This window comes from Streptomyces sp. NPDC048018, assembly GCF_043202995.1.
Lineage (GTDB): Bacteria > Actinomycetota > Actinomycetes > Streptomycetales > Streptomycetaceae > Streptomyces.
Genome location: NZ_JBIDBK010000010.1, coordinates 1 through 14,961, shown reverse-complemented (window position 1 = coordinate 14,961; position 14,961 = coordinate 1). Strand labels below are relative to the sequence as shown.

General features: G+C 72.8%; 11 protein-coding genes. 3 read left to right on the top strand and 8 right to left on the bottom strand.

Going from position 1 to position 14,961, the window contains the following annotated elements; all coding sequences use genetic code 11:
- Window positions 1-245 precede the first annotated feature (245 nt).
- The 4 genes from ACGF1Z_RS30165 to ACGF1Z_RS30150 form a co-directional block, all read right to left on the bottom strand.
- Entirely contained in the window at window positions 246-2,840 is a 2,595-nt protein-coding gene (locus ACGF1Z_RS30165; protein WP_393009197.1) for an ATP-binding protein, read from the bottom strand.
- 671 nt (window positions 2,841-3,511) lie between these two features.
- Complete coding sequence (locus tag ACGF1Z_RS30160; RefSeq protein WP_393009196.1) at window positions 3,512-5,065, bottom strand: MFS transporter; 1,554 nt, start codon at window positions 5,063-5,065, stop codon at window positions 3,512-3,514.
- Window positions 5,066-5,179: 114 nt separating this feature from the next.
- Entirely contained in the window at window positions 5,180-5,578 is a 399-nt protein-coding gene (locus ACGF1Z_RS30155) for a RidA family protein (RefSeq protein ID WP_393009195.1), read from the bottom strand.
- Window positions 5,575-6,705 carry an acyl-CoA dehydrogenase family protein gene (locus tag ACGF1Z_RS30150; RefSeq protein WP_393009194.1) on the bottom strand — a complete coding sequence of 377 codons (1,131 nt, stop codon included), beginning with the start codon at window positions 6,703-6,705 and terminating at the stop codon, window positions 5,575-5,577. The genes ACGF1Z_RS30155 and ACGF1Z_RS30150 overlap by 4 nt, the downstream gene beginning before the upstream one ends.
- Before the next feature lie 220 nt (window positions 6,706-6,925).
- Between ACGF1Z_RS30150 and ACGF1Z_RS30145 the strand changes: the two genes are divergently transcribed.
- Both ACGF1Z_RS30145 and ACGF1Z_RS30140 read left to right on the top strand, forming a co-directional pair.
- Window positions 6,926-8,581, top strand: coding sequence for an AMP-binding protein (locus tag ACGF1Z_RS30145; RefSeq protein WP_393009193.1), 1,656 nt, complete (start codon window positions 6,926-6,928; stop codon window positions 8,579-8,581).
- A 4-nt stretch (window positions 8,582-8,585) separates the two neighbouring features.
- A complete protein-coding gene (locus ACGF1Z_RS30140) occupies window positions 8,586-9,392 on the top strand; it encodes a PaaX family transcriptional regulator C-terminal domain-containing protein (protein WP_393009192.1) in 807 nt (268 codons plus the stop codon).
- 35 nt (window positions 9,393-9,427) lie between these two features.
- Here the strand turns inward: ACGF1Z_RS30140 and ACGF1Z_RS30135 are convergent, their stop codons facing one another.
- The 4 genes from ACGF1Z_RS30135 to ACGF1Z_RS30120 all read right to left on the bottom strand — a co-directional run bounded on the left by ACGF1Z_RS30135 (window position 9,428) and on the right by ACGF1Z_RS30120 (window position 13,691).
- Window positions 9,428-9,817, bottom strand: coding sequence for a VOC family protein (locus ACGF1Z_RS30135; RefSeq protein ID WP_393009191.1), 390 nt, complete (start codon window positions 9,815-9,817; stop codon window positions 9,428-9,430).
- The gene (locus tag ACGF1Z_RS30130) at window positions 9,814-10,113 is read right to left on the bottom strand and encodes an ArsR/SmtB family transcription factor (RefSeq protein WP_393009190.1); all 300 of its coding nucleotides are present in this window, start codon (window positions 10,111-10,113) and stop codon (window positions 9,814-9,816) included. Before ACGF1Z_RS30130 ends, ACGF1Z_RS30135 begins: the two co-directional genes overlap by 4 nt.
- A 162-nt stretch (window positions 10,114-10,275) precedes the next feature.
- Entirely contained in the window at window positions 10,276-12,780 is a 2,505-nt protein-coding gene (locus tag ACGF1Z_RS30125) for a bifunctional salicylyl-CoA 5-hydroxylase/oxidoreductase (RefSeq protein WP_393009189.1), read from the bottom strand.
- A gap of 83 nt (window positions 12,781-12,863) precedes the next feature.
- On the bottom strand, window positions 12,864-13,691 hold the full coding sequence (locus ACGF1Z_RS30120; protein WP_393009188.1) for an enoyl-CoA hydratase family protein: 828 nt from the start codon (window positions 13,689-13,691) through the stop codon (window positions 12,864-12,866).
- A 287-nt stretch (window positions 13,692-13,978) separates the two neighbouring features.
- On the opposite strand from ACGF1Z_RS30120, the gene ACGF1Z_RS30115 reads away from it, so the two are divergent.
- On the top strand, window positions 13,979-14,446 hold the full coding sequence (locus tag ACGF1Z_RS30115; RefSeq protein ID WP_393009350.1) for an ATP-binding protein: 468 nt from the start codon (window positions 13,979-13,981) through the stop codon (window positions 14,444-14,446).
- Window positions 14,447-14,961 lie beyond the last annotated feature (515 nt).

Below are 14,961 nucleotides of genomic sequence, written 5' to 3'. Positions count from 1 at the left end.
CGAGGGCCCATGAACACGCCCGATGCAAGCCCTCTGGGACTTTCGGCCGCGTCAACGGGCACGACCGTGAAACAGGCGAAAGACGATCTGCCCGGGTCAGTCACTCAGGGAGATGGATCGTGGCAGGTCACAGAACCGCCCAAACTCTTCCGGGACATCTAGCGCAAGGCGTAGCGCGCCAGAGTCGAGGCCCCATCTCCTTCCGAAGGCGATGGGGCTTCCCTCCCAGCCGGTGCCGACGGTGATCACTCGCCGGAGGGCACCGCGGCATGTCGATCGCCTTGGCCCGGGTCCTCCACAGAAAGCGGCAGGGCGACATCCGGATTCTCGGCACGGATGGTCTTGAGGAGCTGCTCGAAACGCCCGACGGCGTCCGCCTGACTCAGGTGGGCCGCGGCTTGAAGAGCCAGAAGACACGTCGCGATCCTGGTGAGCGGGGGCAGTACCCTGCCGCCGTCGCTGAGCGAGAGCGTGGCGTGCGACAGGCCCGCCTCCCACAAGGACTTCTCGCAGTACTCCATGGCCAGTGCGTGATGAGCCAGGGCAATCGTCTTCACCTCCTCGAACTCGGCCAGGACCAGGAGGGCCTGTTCCACCACCATGACGTTCTCGGCGTCGGGACCGTCGTGGAAGAGAATCGGGATGTGGGACACCACCGTCTGGGCGAAGCGCTGGCGGTCCCCGAGGTCGACGAAGCGTTTCCGGGCGAGGGCCGCCTTCTCCACCGCCTCCGCGGTCCGCCCCACGCGGTACAGGATCTCGGCGGCGTTCCCTTGCGCCACGCCTTCTCCGGAGGTGTTGCCGGTGGAGCGGCACAACTCGATGTCCTCCGTGTGGAGCGACAGAGCCTCCTCGAACCGCCCCTGGCGGCGCAGGGTGAGGGCCAGGTCGTTGAGCACCATGCTGATCTTGTGGGGGTTTCCGAGCCGCGAGAACGTGGCCAGGGCATCACGCTGCAGGGTCTCGGCCGTATCAGCCTCCCCCAGTTCGGCGTAGGTGAGTGCCATCGTGTTCATGGTCTCGGCCGCGCCCGCCTCGTCCGCCATCTCGCGACACACGGAGAGGTCACGCTCGAAGTACGACAGCGCGGTCCGAAGTTCACCGGAATCGCGGTGGATCGTACCCAGGTTGTAGAGGGCCTTGCCGACCTCGTGCTTGATGGTGAACCGCTCGGCCAGCTCGAGGCTCTCGTGCAGCAGGGGGAGCGCTTCGCTCCTGCGGCCGAGGTCCATCAGCAGGCATCCCATCTGGCTCGCCGTACCCGTGATGAGCGCAGGGGACTTCGTCGCGCGTGCTTCGTCGTGCGCCTGCGCGGCGTGGGCCAGGGCGGTGACGAAGTCCCTCCGATAGCGAGCCAGGTTGGCGGTCTCCGTGAGGAACGTGACCCGCAGCTCGGGATCTGCGGCAGCCGTGGAAGCTCTGAGCCCTGCCGCGCACACCGTGGCCCACTCGTCCCATCGTCCGACGGTCTGGCAGACAAGGGAGAGGGACAACGCGAACGTCGCGGTGTCCATGGGCCGACCGAGCGCTTCGGACGTCACGAGAGCGCCCACCGCGTTGCCGAGCTCTTGTTCCACCCACCTGACGGCTGCCTCGACGGAGTTCAGGGCTGCGCCGGTACCGGGGGGAACCTCCACCTCCAGGATGCCCACGATGTGGTTCTGCGCACGCAGCGCGGAGTTCTGCAGCCAGAGGATCATGCGGCGGAGGTCCGCGGCGGACTCGGCGGGTGATCCCTTTCGTGTTCTCTCGCGGGCGAACTCCTTCAGCAGGTCGTGCACCTGGTACCGGCCAGCCGCCGGGGCAGGTTCAACCAGGTTCGCCTCGGCGAGCTTCCGCAGCGCCTTGCGTGCCTGGGCTTCTCCGCTGCCCGTGAGCACCCCGCAGATGCCGGGGCCGAAGTCCGAGGTGGGAACGTGGGCGAGCTTCTTGAAGGTGTTCCTCACCGCCTTTCCCAGCCTTCGATAGGAGAGGTTGAACGCCTTGCGTACCGCGAGGTCACCGACCACGAGGGCGTCCAGCCTCTCGTGTTCGTTCTGCAGTTCGACGGCGAGGTCGGCCATCCTGAACCCCGGCGTGGACTGCACGCGATGGGCGGCGATCCGCAGGGCGAGGGGAAGGTGGCCGCAGTGCTCGGCCACGGTGAGCGCCGCCCGGGCCTCCGCCTCTCCCAGCGTCCGGCCCGTGACCCGCTCCAGGAAGTCGAACGACGTGCGCGTCGGGAAGACCGCGAGGTCGAACCGGTGCGTCGACTCCAGTCCCGCCAGTCTGTTCCTGCTGGTGACGAGGACGACGGCGCCGGCACCGGAGGGCAGCAGCGGCCGGACCTGCCTTTCATCTGAGGCGTTGTCCAGTACGACCAAGAGGCCCCGGCCGGCGGTCATGTGCCTGAACAGGTCGAGCCGCATGTACGGATCCGCCGGGATGTCGCCGTCGGGGACGCCGAGGACGTGCAGAAAGCGCCGGGCGATCTCGTCCGGACGCACGGGTTCCGGATCGACTCCCCGGAGGTCGGCGTGGAGGACACCGCCGGCGAAGTCCTGCTCGATCAGGTGGGCGACACGCAGAGCGAAACTGGTCTTGCCGATGCCGGGCTGTCCGGAGACGACCGCCGTCATCTTCCCGGAGCACGACAGGGTCGCTTGTGCCGCCCTCACTGCACGGTCGACGTCGTCCTCACGGCCGGTGAAGTCCGCCACGTCGGGAGGTAACAGCGTCGGGCGGGACGCGACCGGAGCCGGACCGTTGACCACGATCAGCTGGGGCGAGTTCACCAGGATCGGGCCGTGCGCGTCACCGCCGACCGCCACCGCCGCATCGCCCTCGGCGCGTACGCCCATGACGGGTCGCCTCATGAAGCGCCGCCGGAGCTGCTGCGCACGGAGCCTCGTGCGTCGCCTCCGATGGCCACCGAGCCGGGGCCGGCGGCCGTAACCCCGCTACCAGTGGGGGCGACCGGCGCGCCGGTCCCGTTGCCGCGCGCAGACACGGGACCGTGGGCCGAGCCGCCGATGGCGATCGCCCCGGCGCCGGCGGCCGTGACCGCGGGCGACTCCGGGGACGCACCACCGTCGTTCAGATAGATCTGAGCCCCCGTGCCGGCGGTCACCAACAAGGCCAAGACGGTAGCCCACGTCCACGACGGGCTGTCCGTGACGAGGTTGGTGACCACGCCGCCCGTGGCGGCAAGGATTCCCGCCGCTCCCGCTGCCAACGCCCGCTTCACTCGCATGGTCATGCAGTCCCCCGCTTTTGAATGACAGACGTTTCAGGCTCTCACAGGCCACTGACAGCGGAAGGGCGGACGACCGGCACGCCCTCGATGCGCCGATGACGAGGATCGCCACAAAGTTCGCCGGCCCCCGGTTCCGGCAGGACCTCCCTCGAGGATCACTTGGCGGGCACCCGGCCCCCCTCGCGGGGGATCCATCGGCCGGGGGCTGCTCGCCGGCATCGAGCCCGTCCGATTCCCAGGGTGCCGAGCGCGGCTCATGGGTAACTGGGCCCACCCTCACCCCGGTGGCATCATCGCCGCCCCGCCCTTGAGGCGTTCGATGTCCGAGGCGCGGACCTTGATGACGAAGAGGGCGATGAAGAAGGCGACCACGCCGAAGATCGCGGCCGTGACGAATCCGGCCGAGACGCCGGAGGTGAGCACCTCGTCGCCCCAGGGCGGGGGCAGTTCGCCGGTCTTGGCGAACGCGGCCTTCTGCAGGGGGGTCGCCTGGGAGAGGAAGAGGGGGACCTGGACGTCCGCCTCGTTGCGGCTGGCGGTGCCGAAGACCGTGACCAGGATCGACAGGCCCAGCGAACCGCCCACCTGCTGCATGGCGTTGAGCAGTCCGGAGGCGGCTCCGGCCTCTCTTGGTTCGACGTTGGACAGCGCCATGATGGTGAGGGAGACGAACATCAGGCCCATGCCGAGGCCGAAGACCAGGATCGGTCCGAGGATGCTGCCGAGGTAGGTGGAGTCGATGTCGGTCAGGGTCAGCCAGGACAGGCCTCCGGCGGCCAGGAGCGAACCGGCCACCATGAAGGGTTTGGGTCCGTAGCGCGGCAGCAGGTTGGAGGTGAGCCCCGCACCGACCGCGATGATGCCGCTGACCGGCAGGAAGGCGAGGCCGGTCGCGAGCGGGCTGAAGCCGAGGACCTGCTGGACGAACAGGGTGAGGAAGAAGAACATGCCGAAGATCGCCGCCGCCAGGCACAGCATGATGGCGTAGGTGCCGGAGCGGTTGCGGTCGGCGAACATGTGCAGCGGGGTGATGGGCTGTTGCGAGCGCCTCTCGTTGAGGATGAACGCCGCGAGGAGGACGACCGCCGCGACGAACGAGCCGATCGTGTAGGGATCGCGCCAGCCCTCCTGGGCGGCGCGGATGAAGCCGTACACGAGGGCGACCATGCCCAGGGTCGAGAAGAGGGCGCCGGCGAGGTCGAAGTGTCCGGGGTGCCGTTCGGACTCCTTGACGTGGCGGGGCGTGAGGAAGGCGATGAGCAAGGCGATCGGCACGTTCACGAAGAAGATCCAGCGCCAGTCGAGCCACTCGACGAGCATCCCGCCCGCCACCAGTCCGATCGCGCCGCCGCCCGCGGAGACGCCCGCGAAGACGCCGAAGGCCCGGTTGCGTTCGGGCCCTTCGTCGAAGGTCGTGGTGATCAGGGAGAGGGAGGTCGGCGAGGCGATCGCACCGCCCACGCCCTGGAGCGCACGGGCCGCGAGGAGTTGCCACTCGCTCTGGGCCAGTCCGCAGAAGAGCGAGGCCAGTCCGAAGAGCAGGACGCCGAACATGAACACCCGGCGCCTGCCGAGGATGTCACCGGTGCGGCCGCCGAGGAGCAGCAGGCCGCCGAAGGTCAGCGTGTAGGCGTTGACCACCCAGGACAGGCTGGTGGTGGAGAAGTCCAGCGCTTCCTGGATGTGCGGCAGTGCGATGTTCACGATGGTGATGTCGAGGACCACCATCAGCTGGCAGGAGGCGATCACGAAGAGGGCGATGCCCTTGCCATCGCCGCCCGACTTCGGGGCGGCGGTCTTCTGCGGGGTCGTCGGCTTGGGATTGCTCATGACGCATCGTGCCCTCACCTGCGGGAAGGGGCCGGTCAGTCCACCTTTCGACACTAAGCCCGGCCCCCGGGCGTGACCAGTTGATCAAGCGCTCCCCCGTCCGGGGAGCGCCGGTCAGTCCAGCACCGCGAAGCCGTCCAGTTCGACCAGGGCCGGGTCGTCCCACAGGCGCACGACCCCGATCACGGCCATCGCCGGATAGTCGCGGCCGGCCAGGCGGTGCCAGATGCGGCCGAGTTCGGAGGCCTGCCGGCGATAGGCGTCGACGTCGGTGGTGTAGACGGTCACGCGGGCGAGGTCGGCGGGCGAGCCGCCGGCGTGCCGGAGGGCGGCGAGGAGGTTGGCGAGCGCCGTCTCGAACTGTTCGGGCAGGGTGTCGCCGGTGACCTTGCCGTCCCGGTCGAGGCTGGTCTGCCCGGCGAGGAAGACCAGCCGGGTGCCGGTGGCGGTGACGGCGTGGCTGAAGCCGGTGGGCGGGGAGAGCTCGGCGGGGTTGTGGCGGTGCAGGCTCATGGACGGACCTCCCGGTAGAGCTCCTTGGCGATGATGGTGCGCTGGACCTCGGTGGCCCCCTCGTAGATCCGGGGTGCCCGCACCTCGCGGTAGAGGTGTTCCAGGAGGTGCCCGCGCTGCAGGGCGCGGGCGCCGTGCAGTTGCACGGCGGTGTCGACGACGTACTGGGCGGTCTCGGTCGCGAGCAGCTTCGCCATGGCCGCGCGGCGCGGCACGTCCGCGTCGCCCCGGTCGTACGCCTCGGCCGCCGCGTAGACGAGGAGCCGGGCCGCCTCGGTGCGGGTGGCCATCTCGGCCACCTGGTGGGCGACGGACTGGAGGTCGGCGAGGACGCCGCCGAAGGCGGGCCGGGCGGCGGTGTGGGCGAGGGTGGCGTCGAGGGCGGCCTGGGCCATGCCGACGGCGAAGGCGCCGACGCTGGGGCGGAAGAGGTTGAGGGTTGCCATGGCGACCCGGAAGCCCTCGCCGGGCGCCCCGAGGACGTCCTCGGGGCCGACGGGCACGCCGTCGAAGGCGAGGCTGCCGAGGGCGTGCGGCGCGAGCATGTCGAGGGCCTCGCCGGACAGTCCGGGGCGTCCGGCGGGCACCAGGAAGGCGGTGACGCCGCGGGCGCCGCCCGCGCTGTCGCCCGTTCGGGCGAAGACGGTCGCGAAGTCCGCCTCGGGCGCGTTCGAGATCCAGCGTTTCTCGCCGTGGAGGCGCCAGCCGCCGGTGGCCGGGTCCGGTACGGCCTCCAGGGCCAGGGCGGCCGCGTCGGAGCCGGCGCCCGGCTCGGAGAGGGCGAAGGCGGCGACGGCGCGGCCGGCCACGACCTCGGGGAGCCAGCGGGCCCGCTGGGCGGCGCTGCCGTGGGCGGCGACGGGGTGGGCGCCGAGGCCCTGGAGGGCGAGGGCGGTCTCGGCCTCGGTGCATGCGTGGGCGAGGGACTCGCGCATGAGGCAGAGGTCGAGCGCGCCCGAGTCGAAGAGGCGGGCGAGCAGGCCGTGGCTGCCGAGGGCGGCGACGAGGGGGCGGTTGACGCGGCCGGGCTCGCCCTTGTCGGCGAGGGGGCGAAGCTGCTCGGCGGCGAGGCCGCGCAGCGACGCACACCAGGCGGTCTGTTCGGGATCGAGCGAGAATGCGGCCATCGGGGCCCTCTCTGGCGCGCCCGTCGGCCGCCGGACGGCGACGAGCTGGCTTGTATCGCGAACCGTTGACTGTCGTCACCATCACGATACGCTCGTGGGGCGACGGTCGACCCCATCACGACGAGCCACGCGATCCGCGAAAGCCGCACGAGCCTCGCGATCCCAGCGAGCCACGCACACCACGCGACCCAGGAACATCCCACCGAACAGGGGGACGGACGTGGAGCTGACGCCCTCGGCCCATCTGGACACCTTCGCCCGCGACCACCTGCCGCCCGCCGGAGAGTGGCCGACGCTCCTCTTCGACCTGCCCTCGCTCGCCTACCCCGACCGGCTCAACTGCGGGGCCGAGCTCCTCGACCGCACGGTGGAACGGTTCGGCGCCGGGCGGAGGGTCTTCCTGGACGGCGAGGGCGGCGTGTGGACGTACGGGCAGCTGCGCGAACGGGTCGACCGGATCGCCCACGTCCTCGACGCCGACCTCGGCATCCGCCCCGGCAACCGGGTGCTGCTCCGCGGCCCGACGACGCCCTGGCTCGCGGCCTGCTGGCTCGCCGTGATGAAGACCGGCGCGGTCGCCGTGACCGTGCTCGCCCAGCAGCGGGCCCGGGAGCTGGCCGTCATGTGCGAGATGGCCCGCTGCACCCACGCCCTGTGCGACGCGCGGGCGGTCGACGAACTGCTCGCGGCCGAGGTGCCGGGCCTGCGCGTCACCCCGTACGGCGGGGACGGCCCCGACGACCTGCTCAGCCTCTCCATCGGCAAGCCCGCGCGCTACGAGGCGGTGGACACCGCCGCCGACGACGTGGCCCTCATCGCCTTCACCTCCGGGACCACCGGACGCCCCAAGGGGTGCCTGCACTTCCACCGGGACGTGCTCGCCGCCGCCGACACCTTCTCCGCGCACGTCCTGCGGCCGGAGCCGGACGACGTCTTCGCCGGCTCCCCGCCGCTCGGCTTCACCTTCGGCCTCGGCGGGCTCGTCGTCTTCCCCCTGCGGGCCGGGGCGTGCGCGGTCCTGCTGGAACAGGCGGGCCCCCAGCAGTTGCTCGCCGCGATCGAGCGGCACCGGGTGTCGGTGCTGTTCACGGCGCCGACCGCGTACCGCGTGATGCTGGACGAACTCGACAAGCCCGGCCACGACCACGACCTCGACTCGCTGCGCCGCTGCGTCTCCGCGGGCGAGAACCTGCCGACGGCGACCTGGGAGGCCTGGCGGGAGCGGACCGGGATGAAGCTCATCAACGGCATCGGCGCCACCGAGCTGCTGCACATCTTCATCTCCGCCGCCGACGGCGAGATACGCCCGGGCACCACCGGGCGGCCGGTGCCCGGCTGGGAGGCGCGGATCGTGGACCGGGAGGGGCCCGGCCTGCGGGAGCTGCCGGACGGCGAGGAGGGCCTGCTCGCCGTACGCGGCCCGGTCGGCTGCCGCTACCTCGCCGACCCGCGGCAGGCGGAATACGTGAAGGACGGCTGGAACATCACCGGCGACACCTACGTCCGCGACCCGGACGGCTACTTCCGCTACGTGTCCCGGGCCGACGACATGATCATCTCGGCCGGCTACAACATCGCCGGACCGCAGGTCGAGGAAGCCCTGCTCGCCCATCCGGACGTCGTGGAGACGGCGGTGATCGGCCGGCCCGACGAGCGGCGCGGCCAGGTCGTGGTGGCGTACACGGTGGTGCGGGAGGGGGTGCCGCACGACTCGGCCACGGCGGCGGCGCTGCGGACCTTCGTCCGCTCCCGGCTCGCCCCGTACAAGTCGCCGCGCGAGATCGTCTTCATGGACGCGCTGCCGCGCACGGCGACGGGAAAGCTCCAGCGCTACCGGCTGCGGGACGACGCGCGGGATCCCGGCCCCCTAAAGTGATCACGTGGCCGAGCAGCACACCCCCCGATCCCTGATCGTCTCCCTGTACGGCGCGTACGGGCGGCTGCCCGACGGCGCGCCGATGCCCGTGGCGGAGCTGATCCGGCTCCTCGCCGTGCTCGGCGTGGACGCGCCGTCGGTGCGCTCCTCCGTCTCCCGGCTGAAGCGCCGCGGGCTGCTGCTGCCGGGCCGCACCGCGGACGGGGCCGCCGGGTACGCGCTCTCGGACGACGCGCGGACGCTGCTGGAGGACGGCGACCGCCGCATCTACGCCCGCACCGAGCCGGCCCTGTCGGACGGCTGGGTGCTCGCCGTGTTCTCCGTGCCCGAGGCCGAGCGGCACAAGCGCCATCTGCTGCGCTCGCGGCTCGCCCGGCTCGGCTTCGGCTCGGCCGCCCCCGGTGTCTGGATCGCGCCGGCCCGCCTCCACGAGGAGACCCGGCACACGCTGGAGCGGCTCGACCTCGCCGCGTACGTGGACCTCTTCCGCGGCGACCACCTCGGGTTCGCGCCGACGGCGGAGGCGGTGGCCCGCTGGTGGGACCTGCCGTCGATCGCCAAGCTGCACGACGAGTTCCTGGACGCGCACGAGCCGGTCCTGCGCAGCTGGGCGGCCGCCCCGGGCACCCCGGAGGAGGCCTACCGCGCCTATCTGCTCGCCCTCGACTCCTGGCGCCGGCTCCCCTACGCGGACCCGGTCCTGCCGCTCGAACTCCTCCCGGAGAACTGGCCGGGCAGCCGCTCGGTGGAGGTCTTCCTGGCCCTGCACGAGCGCCTGCACGCCCTGGGCGGGCGGTTCGTGCGGGTATAGGGGACGGGCCGTCCGAGGCGGCCGTCGAAGCCCGGTCAGCCCTTGTACTCGGCGATCTGGATCAGGTTGCCGCAGGTGTCGTCGAGGATCGCGGTGGTGACGGGGCCCATGTCCACGGGGTCCTGGGTGAAGCGGACGCCGAGGGCGCGGAGCCGGTCGAACTCGGCGTGCACGTCCGCCACGGCGAAGGAGTTCACCGGGATGCCGTCGGCGGCGAGCGCGTCCTGGTAGGCCTTGGCGGCGGGATGCTGGTTGGGCTCCAGGACCAGTTCGACGCCGTCGGGCTCCTCCGGCGAGACGACGGTCAGCCAGCTGTGGCCGCCGAGCGGCACCTCGGTCTTCTTCACGAAGCCGAGCACCTCGGTGTAGAAGCGCAGGGCCTTGTCCTGCTCGTCGACGAAGACGCTGGTCAGGTTGATCCTCATGGGGTGCTCTCCGGGGTTTCGGGCCTGAGCCACCGGGTCGCGATGCGCTGCAGCGGCCGGGTGTCCAGGTCGTGGAATTTGTAGCGGCCCTCGCGCCGGGTGCGGACCAGGCCGGCGGCCTCCAGGACGGCGAGGTGCTGGCTGACTCCCTGGCGGGACAGGCCGAGGCCGTGCCGGGTCGCCAGGCGCGCGCAGATCTCGAAGAGGGACTGCCCGTCCCGTTCCGCCAGCTCGTCGAGGACGATCCGGCGGGTGGGGTCGGCCAGCGCCTTGAAGAGTTCGTCGTCGTCCGCCACCCGTCCACCATAGGCAAGCCGTCACTTGCCTATCAAGTCGATCACCGTGACGCCGGCAGGCGCGCCGGAGCCCTGCCCGCGTCAGGGGTCCTTGCGGCCCGTCGGGGAGGGGCGGTGCCGGCGTCAGGGGTCGTTGCGGCCCGTCGGGAGGGGGTGCCCGCGTCAGGGGTCCTTGCGGCCCGTCGGGGGGCGGCGGCTGCCCGCGCGGTACGGGGGCGGCCAGGGGGCCGCCGGGCCCGTGTAGCCCTGCTCGGCGGCGGCGTGCAGGGTCCAGTGCGGGTCGTAGAGGTGAGGGCGGGCCAGGGCGCACAGGTCCGCGCGGCCGGCGAGGAGCAGGGAGTTCACGTCGTCCCAGGAGGAGATCGCGCCCACCGCGATCACCGGGATCCCGAGTGCCGAGCGGATCCGGTCCGCGTACGGGGTCTGGTACGAGCGCCCGAACTCGGGGCGCTCCTCGGGGACGACCTGGCCGGTGGAGACGTCGAGCGCGTCGGCGCCGTGCTCCGCGAAGGCCCGGGCGATCCCGACGGCGTCCTCGGCGGTCGTGCCGCCCTCGGCCCAGTCGGTGGCGGAGATGCGGACGGTCATGGGGCGGTCCGCGGGCCACACCTCCCTGACCGCGTCGAAGACTTCGAGCGGATAGCGCAGCCGGCCGGCGAGGTCGCCGCCGTAGGCGTCGGTGCGGAGGTTGGTGAGCGGGGAGAGGAAGCCGGAGAGCAGATAGCCGTGGGCGCAGTGGAGTTCGAGGAGGTCGAAGCCGGCCCGGGCGGCCCGGCGCGCGGCGGCGGTGAACTCCTCGCGGACCGCGGTGAGTCCGGACCGGTCGAGGGCGTGCGGGGTCTGACTGACGCCGGGGCGGTACGGGAGCGGGGAGGCGGCCACGAGCGGCCAGTTGCCGTCGGGCAGGGGCTCGTCCATGCCCTCCCACATGCGCCGGGTGGAGCCCTTGCGGCCGGAGTGCCCCAGCTGGACCCCGATCGCGGTGCCCGGGGCCTGCGCGTGCGCGAAGGAGGTGACGCGGGCCCAGGCCTCGGCCTGCTCGTCGGTCCACAGCCCGGCGCAGCCGGGGGTGATCCGGCCCCGTTCGCTCACGCAGACCATCTCGGTCATGACAAGTCCGGCGCCGCCGAGGGCGCGGGCGCCGAGGTGTACGAGGTGGAAGTCGCCCGGGACCCCGTCCTCGGCGACGTACATGTCCATGGGCGAGACCACGACCCGGTTGCGCAGGGTCAGGCCGCCGAGCCGGAAGGGCGTGAACATGGGCGGGGTGCCGGGCGGACAGCCGAACTCGTCCTCGACGGAGGCGGTGAAGGCGGGGTCGCGCAGCCGCAGGTTGTCGTGGGTGACCCGGCGGCTGCGGGTGAGCAGGTTGAAGGCGAACTGGCGTGGAGGCCGGTCGAGCTGGCCGGCGAGCTCCTCGAACCAGCGCAGGCTCGCGGCGGCGGCCCGCTGGGTCGACTCGACGACCGGGCGCCGCTCGGCCTCGTAGGCGGCCAGCGCCTCGGTGAGGTCGGGGTGCCGGCCGACGGCGGCGGCGAGGGCGACGGCGTCCTCGACGGCGAGCTTGGTGCCGGAGCCGATGGAGAAGTGCGCGGTGTGGGCGGCGTCGCCGAGGAGGACGGTGTTGCCGTGGGACCAGCGGGCGTTGACGACGGTACGGAACGCGGTCCAGGCGGAGTTGCGGGAACGCAGCACGCGGCCGTGGAGCGCTTCGGCGAAGAGCTTGGCGCAGCGGGCGGCGGACTCGGCCTCGTCGAGCTCGTCGAGACCGGCGGCCCGCCAGACCTCCTCGCGCATCTCGACGATGACCGTGGAGGAGGTCCCGGAGTAGGGGTAGGCGTGGAGCTGCATCACGCCGTACTCGGTCTCGGCGATGTCGAAGCGGAAGGCGTCGAGGGCGAAGTCGGCGGCGAGCCAGATGTAGCGGCAGCGGTGCGTGGTGACCGTGGGCCGGAAGACCTCGGCGTGGGCCTCACGGGTCCGGCTGTGCACGCCGTCGGCGGCCACGACGAGGTCGTGTCCGGCGGCGAGCGCTGCGGCGGGCGGGGCCTCGGCGCGGAAGCGGAGGTGCACGCCGAGCCCGGCGCAGCGCTCGTGCAGCAGCTCCAGGAGCCTCATGCGGCCGAGGGCGGCGAAGCCGTGGCCGGTGGAGGTGAGCAGATGCCCGCGGTGGGCGATGTGGATGTCGTCCCAGCGGACCAGCTCGCGGCGCAGGGCCGCGTGGACCTCGGGGTCGGCGTCCGCGATGCCGCCGAGGGTCTCGTCGGACAGGACGACGCCGAAGCCGAAGGTGTCGGTGGGGGCGTTCCGCTCCCAGACGGTGACCTCGCGGTCCGGGTCGTCCCGCTTGAGGAGCGCGGCGGCGTAGAGCCCGCCGGGTCCGCCGCCGACGACGGCGACCCGCAGCGGCCGGCTGCCGCCCCGTACCGCGCCGGTGCCGCCCGGCGCGGTACGGGGGGTGGGGGTGGGAGTGAGGGTGGAGCCGGCCGGTGAGCCCGGGGCCGGCGTGGTGGGGGCGACCGGCGTGGTGGGGGCGGCGAGGGCGGTGGGAGTGACCGGGGAGCCCGGGGCCCCGTGAGGAGCGCCGCCCGGCGCGGTGCCGGGGGTGGAGGCGGAGGTGGCGGGGGAGCCCGGGGCCAGGTGAGGGGGGACCGGTGTGGTGGGCATGGAGGCGGAGCCCGGGGCCGGGTGAGGGGGAACCGGCGTGGTGCCGGGGGGCGGAACGGTGCGCGGACCCCGGGTGGGCACGGTCACCGCCCCCGCCATTTCGCGGGGCGCTTCTCGGTGAAGGCCGCGTGGAACTCGGCGTAGTCCTCGCCGTGCATGAGGAGGGCCTGGGTGGCGGCGTCCATCTCGACGGAGGCGGCCAGCGGCATGTCGAGCTCGGCGGTGAGCAGCGCCTTGGTCTGGGCGTGGGCGAGGGCGGGGCCCTCGGCGAGCCGGCGGGCGAGGACGGCGGCGCGGTCGTCCGCGGCGCCCTCCTCCGTGAGCTCGCTGACGAGACCGATGCGTTCGGCCTCGGCGGCGCCGACCGGGTCGCCCAGCATGAGGAGCCTGGTGGCGTGCCCGAGCCCGACGACCCGTGGCAGCAGATAGGCGGCGCCCATGTCACCGCCGGAGAGCCCGACGCGGGTGAAGAGGAAGGAGAAGCGGGCGGTGGGGTCGGCGACCCGGAAGTCCGCTGCGAGGGCGAGGACCGCCCCGGCGCCGGCGGCGACGCCGTGGACGGCGGCGATCACCGGGAAGGGGCATTCGCGCAGGGCGCGCACGGTCTGCCCGGTCATCCTGTTGAAGTCGAGGAGCTGGGCGGTGTCCATGGACAGCGTGGCGCCGATGATCTCGTCGACGTCGCCGCCCGAGCAGAAGCCGCGGCCCTCGCCGCCGAGGACGAGCGCGCGGACGGCCCGCTCGCGGGAGAGCTCGGCGAGCAGGTCGCGCAGGTCCGCGTAGGCGCCGAAGGTGAGCGCGTTCAGCTTCTCGGGGCGGGCGAGCGTGATCGTGGCGACCCCGTCGTCGACGGTGAGGCGCAGGTGCCGCCAGCGTTCGGTGCGGGTCGCGGAGCCGGTGAAGGGGCTCATCCGGGAGAACCTCCCTGTTGTGTGCACGTACGGGTACGGCATCACCTCCTGGAGGGTATCACTCTCCTGTGACTGTCGTCACAAGTACGCGATACCACCGGGATGCCCCGGTACCGGAAGTCCCGCCCTGAGGTGGACGCAGGTCCCCGCCGAAGGCGGTCGCCCGCCTCTGGATCCGGGTTTCCGGGTCCGTAGGGTGGAAACAGGACGTCGTCCGCCCGCCCCCCTCCCCGCGCTCCCCCGCGCTCCCCCGCACTCCGCCCCCACGCCCCCACGAGCCCGAACGGATCCCCGCCGTGTGCGAAGCCTCCGGTCCCGCAACCTGGCGCGTCGAGCTGCCGCACACCACGGCCGCCGTGCCGATCGCCCGCGCCCTGGTCCGCTCCGTCCTCACCGAGATCGAGGGCACGCGGCGAGCCGCGGACCGCGACACGGCCGAACTGCTCACCGCCGAACTCGTCGCCAACGCGGTCGAACACACCCCCGGCGACCACCCGATCGAGCTGGTCGTCGAACTGCTCCCGGCCTACGGCGGCTGTCAGATAGAGGTCCACGACGGGCGCGGCGCCGCTCCCGGCGACCTGCTCGGCCCGGGGCCCGTCACCCCGGTCGACCCGTTGCAGGAACACGGCCGCGGACTGCTCCTGATCCGCGCCCTCAGCAGCGACTGCGGCCACCGCCCCACCGCGCACGGCAAGGCGGTCTGGTTCACGCTCCCGGCCGTGCCGGCACCGCGTCGGAGTCCGGAGCAGTGACGAGCCGCACCTCGCGGCGCCCGCGCACCGTGTAGGGGCATCGGCGCGGGGACGGAGCCGGGCGCGGGCACGGGCACGGAGCGGTACGCCGGGCGCGGGCACGGGGGGCGGAGCGGTACGCCGGGCGCGGGCACGGGGGCGGAGCGGTACGCCGGGCAGGGGCACGGGCACGGAGCGGTACGCCGGGCGCGGTTCCGCCTTCCCCTGCGCGGCCGTGATCGCGGGCAACCCCCCGCACCTCGTGGGTGACGGCGAGCCTCCCCCTCCGTCGCGGCCGTAGCCGCGGGTCTCCCGGTGCGCGGCCGCCCGCGAGGCGCGCGGACTCCCGGGGGTCGTGCGCCGGGACGACCGTCAGCGATCACGGGGGACCGCCGGGCGTCTGCACAGGCAGTACGCGCGGGGCGGCGGGCCGGGGGCGGGCTAGGGCCTGTTGCGAAAGTGCTGGTCACAGCCATTCGTTGATGGCTGCGACCAGCACTGTCGCTTCGTAACGGACGGCGAGTTTGTCGTACCGG

Excerpts from the sequence above, each read along its gene's own strand:
- ACGF1Z_RS30125 (WP_393009189.1), bottom strand. The coding sequence starts at position 12,780 with ATGCCCACCACACCGGTCCCCCCTCACCTGGCCCCGGGCTCCCCCGCC.
- ACGF1Z_RS30155 (WP_393009195.1), bottom strand. The coding sequence starts at position 5,578 with ATGAGCCTGCACCGCCACAACCCCGCCGAGCTCTCCCCGCCCACCGGC.
- ACGF1Z_RS30150 (WP_393009194.1), bottom strand. The coding sequence starts at position 6,705 with ATGGCCGCATTCTCGCTCGATCCCGAACAGACCGCCTGGTGTGCGTCG.
- ACGF1Z_RS30120 (WP_393009188.1), bottom strand. The coding sequence starts at position 13,691 with ATGAGCCCCTTCACCGGCTCCGCGACCCGCACCGAACGCTGGCGGCAC.
- ACGF1Z_RS30135 (WP_393009191.1), bottom strand. The coding sequence starts at position 9,817 with ATGAGGATCAACCTGACCAGCGTCTTCGTCGACGAGCAGGACAAGGCC.
- ACGF1Z_RS30165 (WP_393009197.1), bottom strand. The coding sequence starts at position 2,840 with ATGGGCGTACGCGCCGAGGGCGATGCGGCGGTGGCGGTCGGCGGTGAC.
- ACGF1Z_RS30160 (WP_393009196.1), bottom strand. The coding sequence starts at position 5,065 with ATGAGCAATCCCAAGCCGACGACCCCGCAGAAGACCGCCGCCCCGAAG.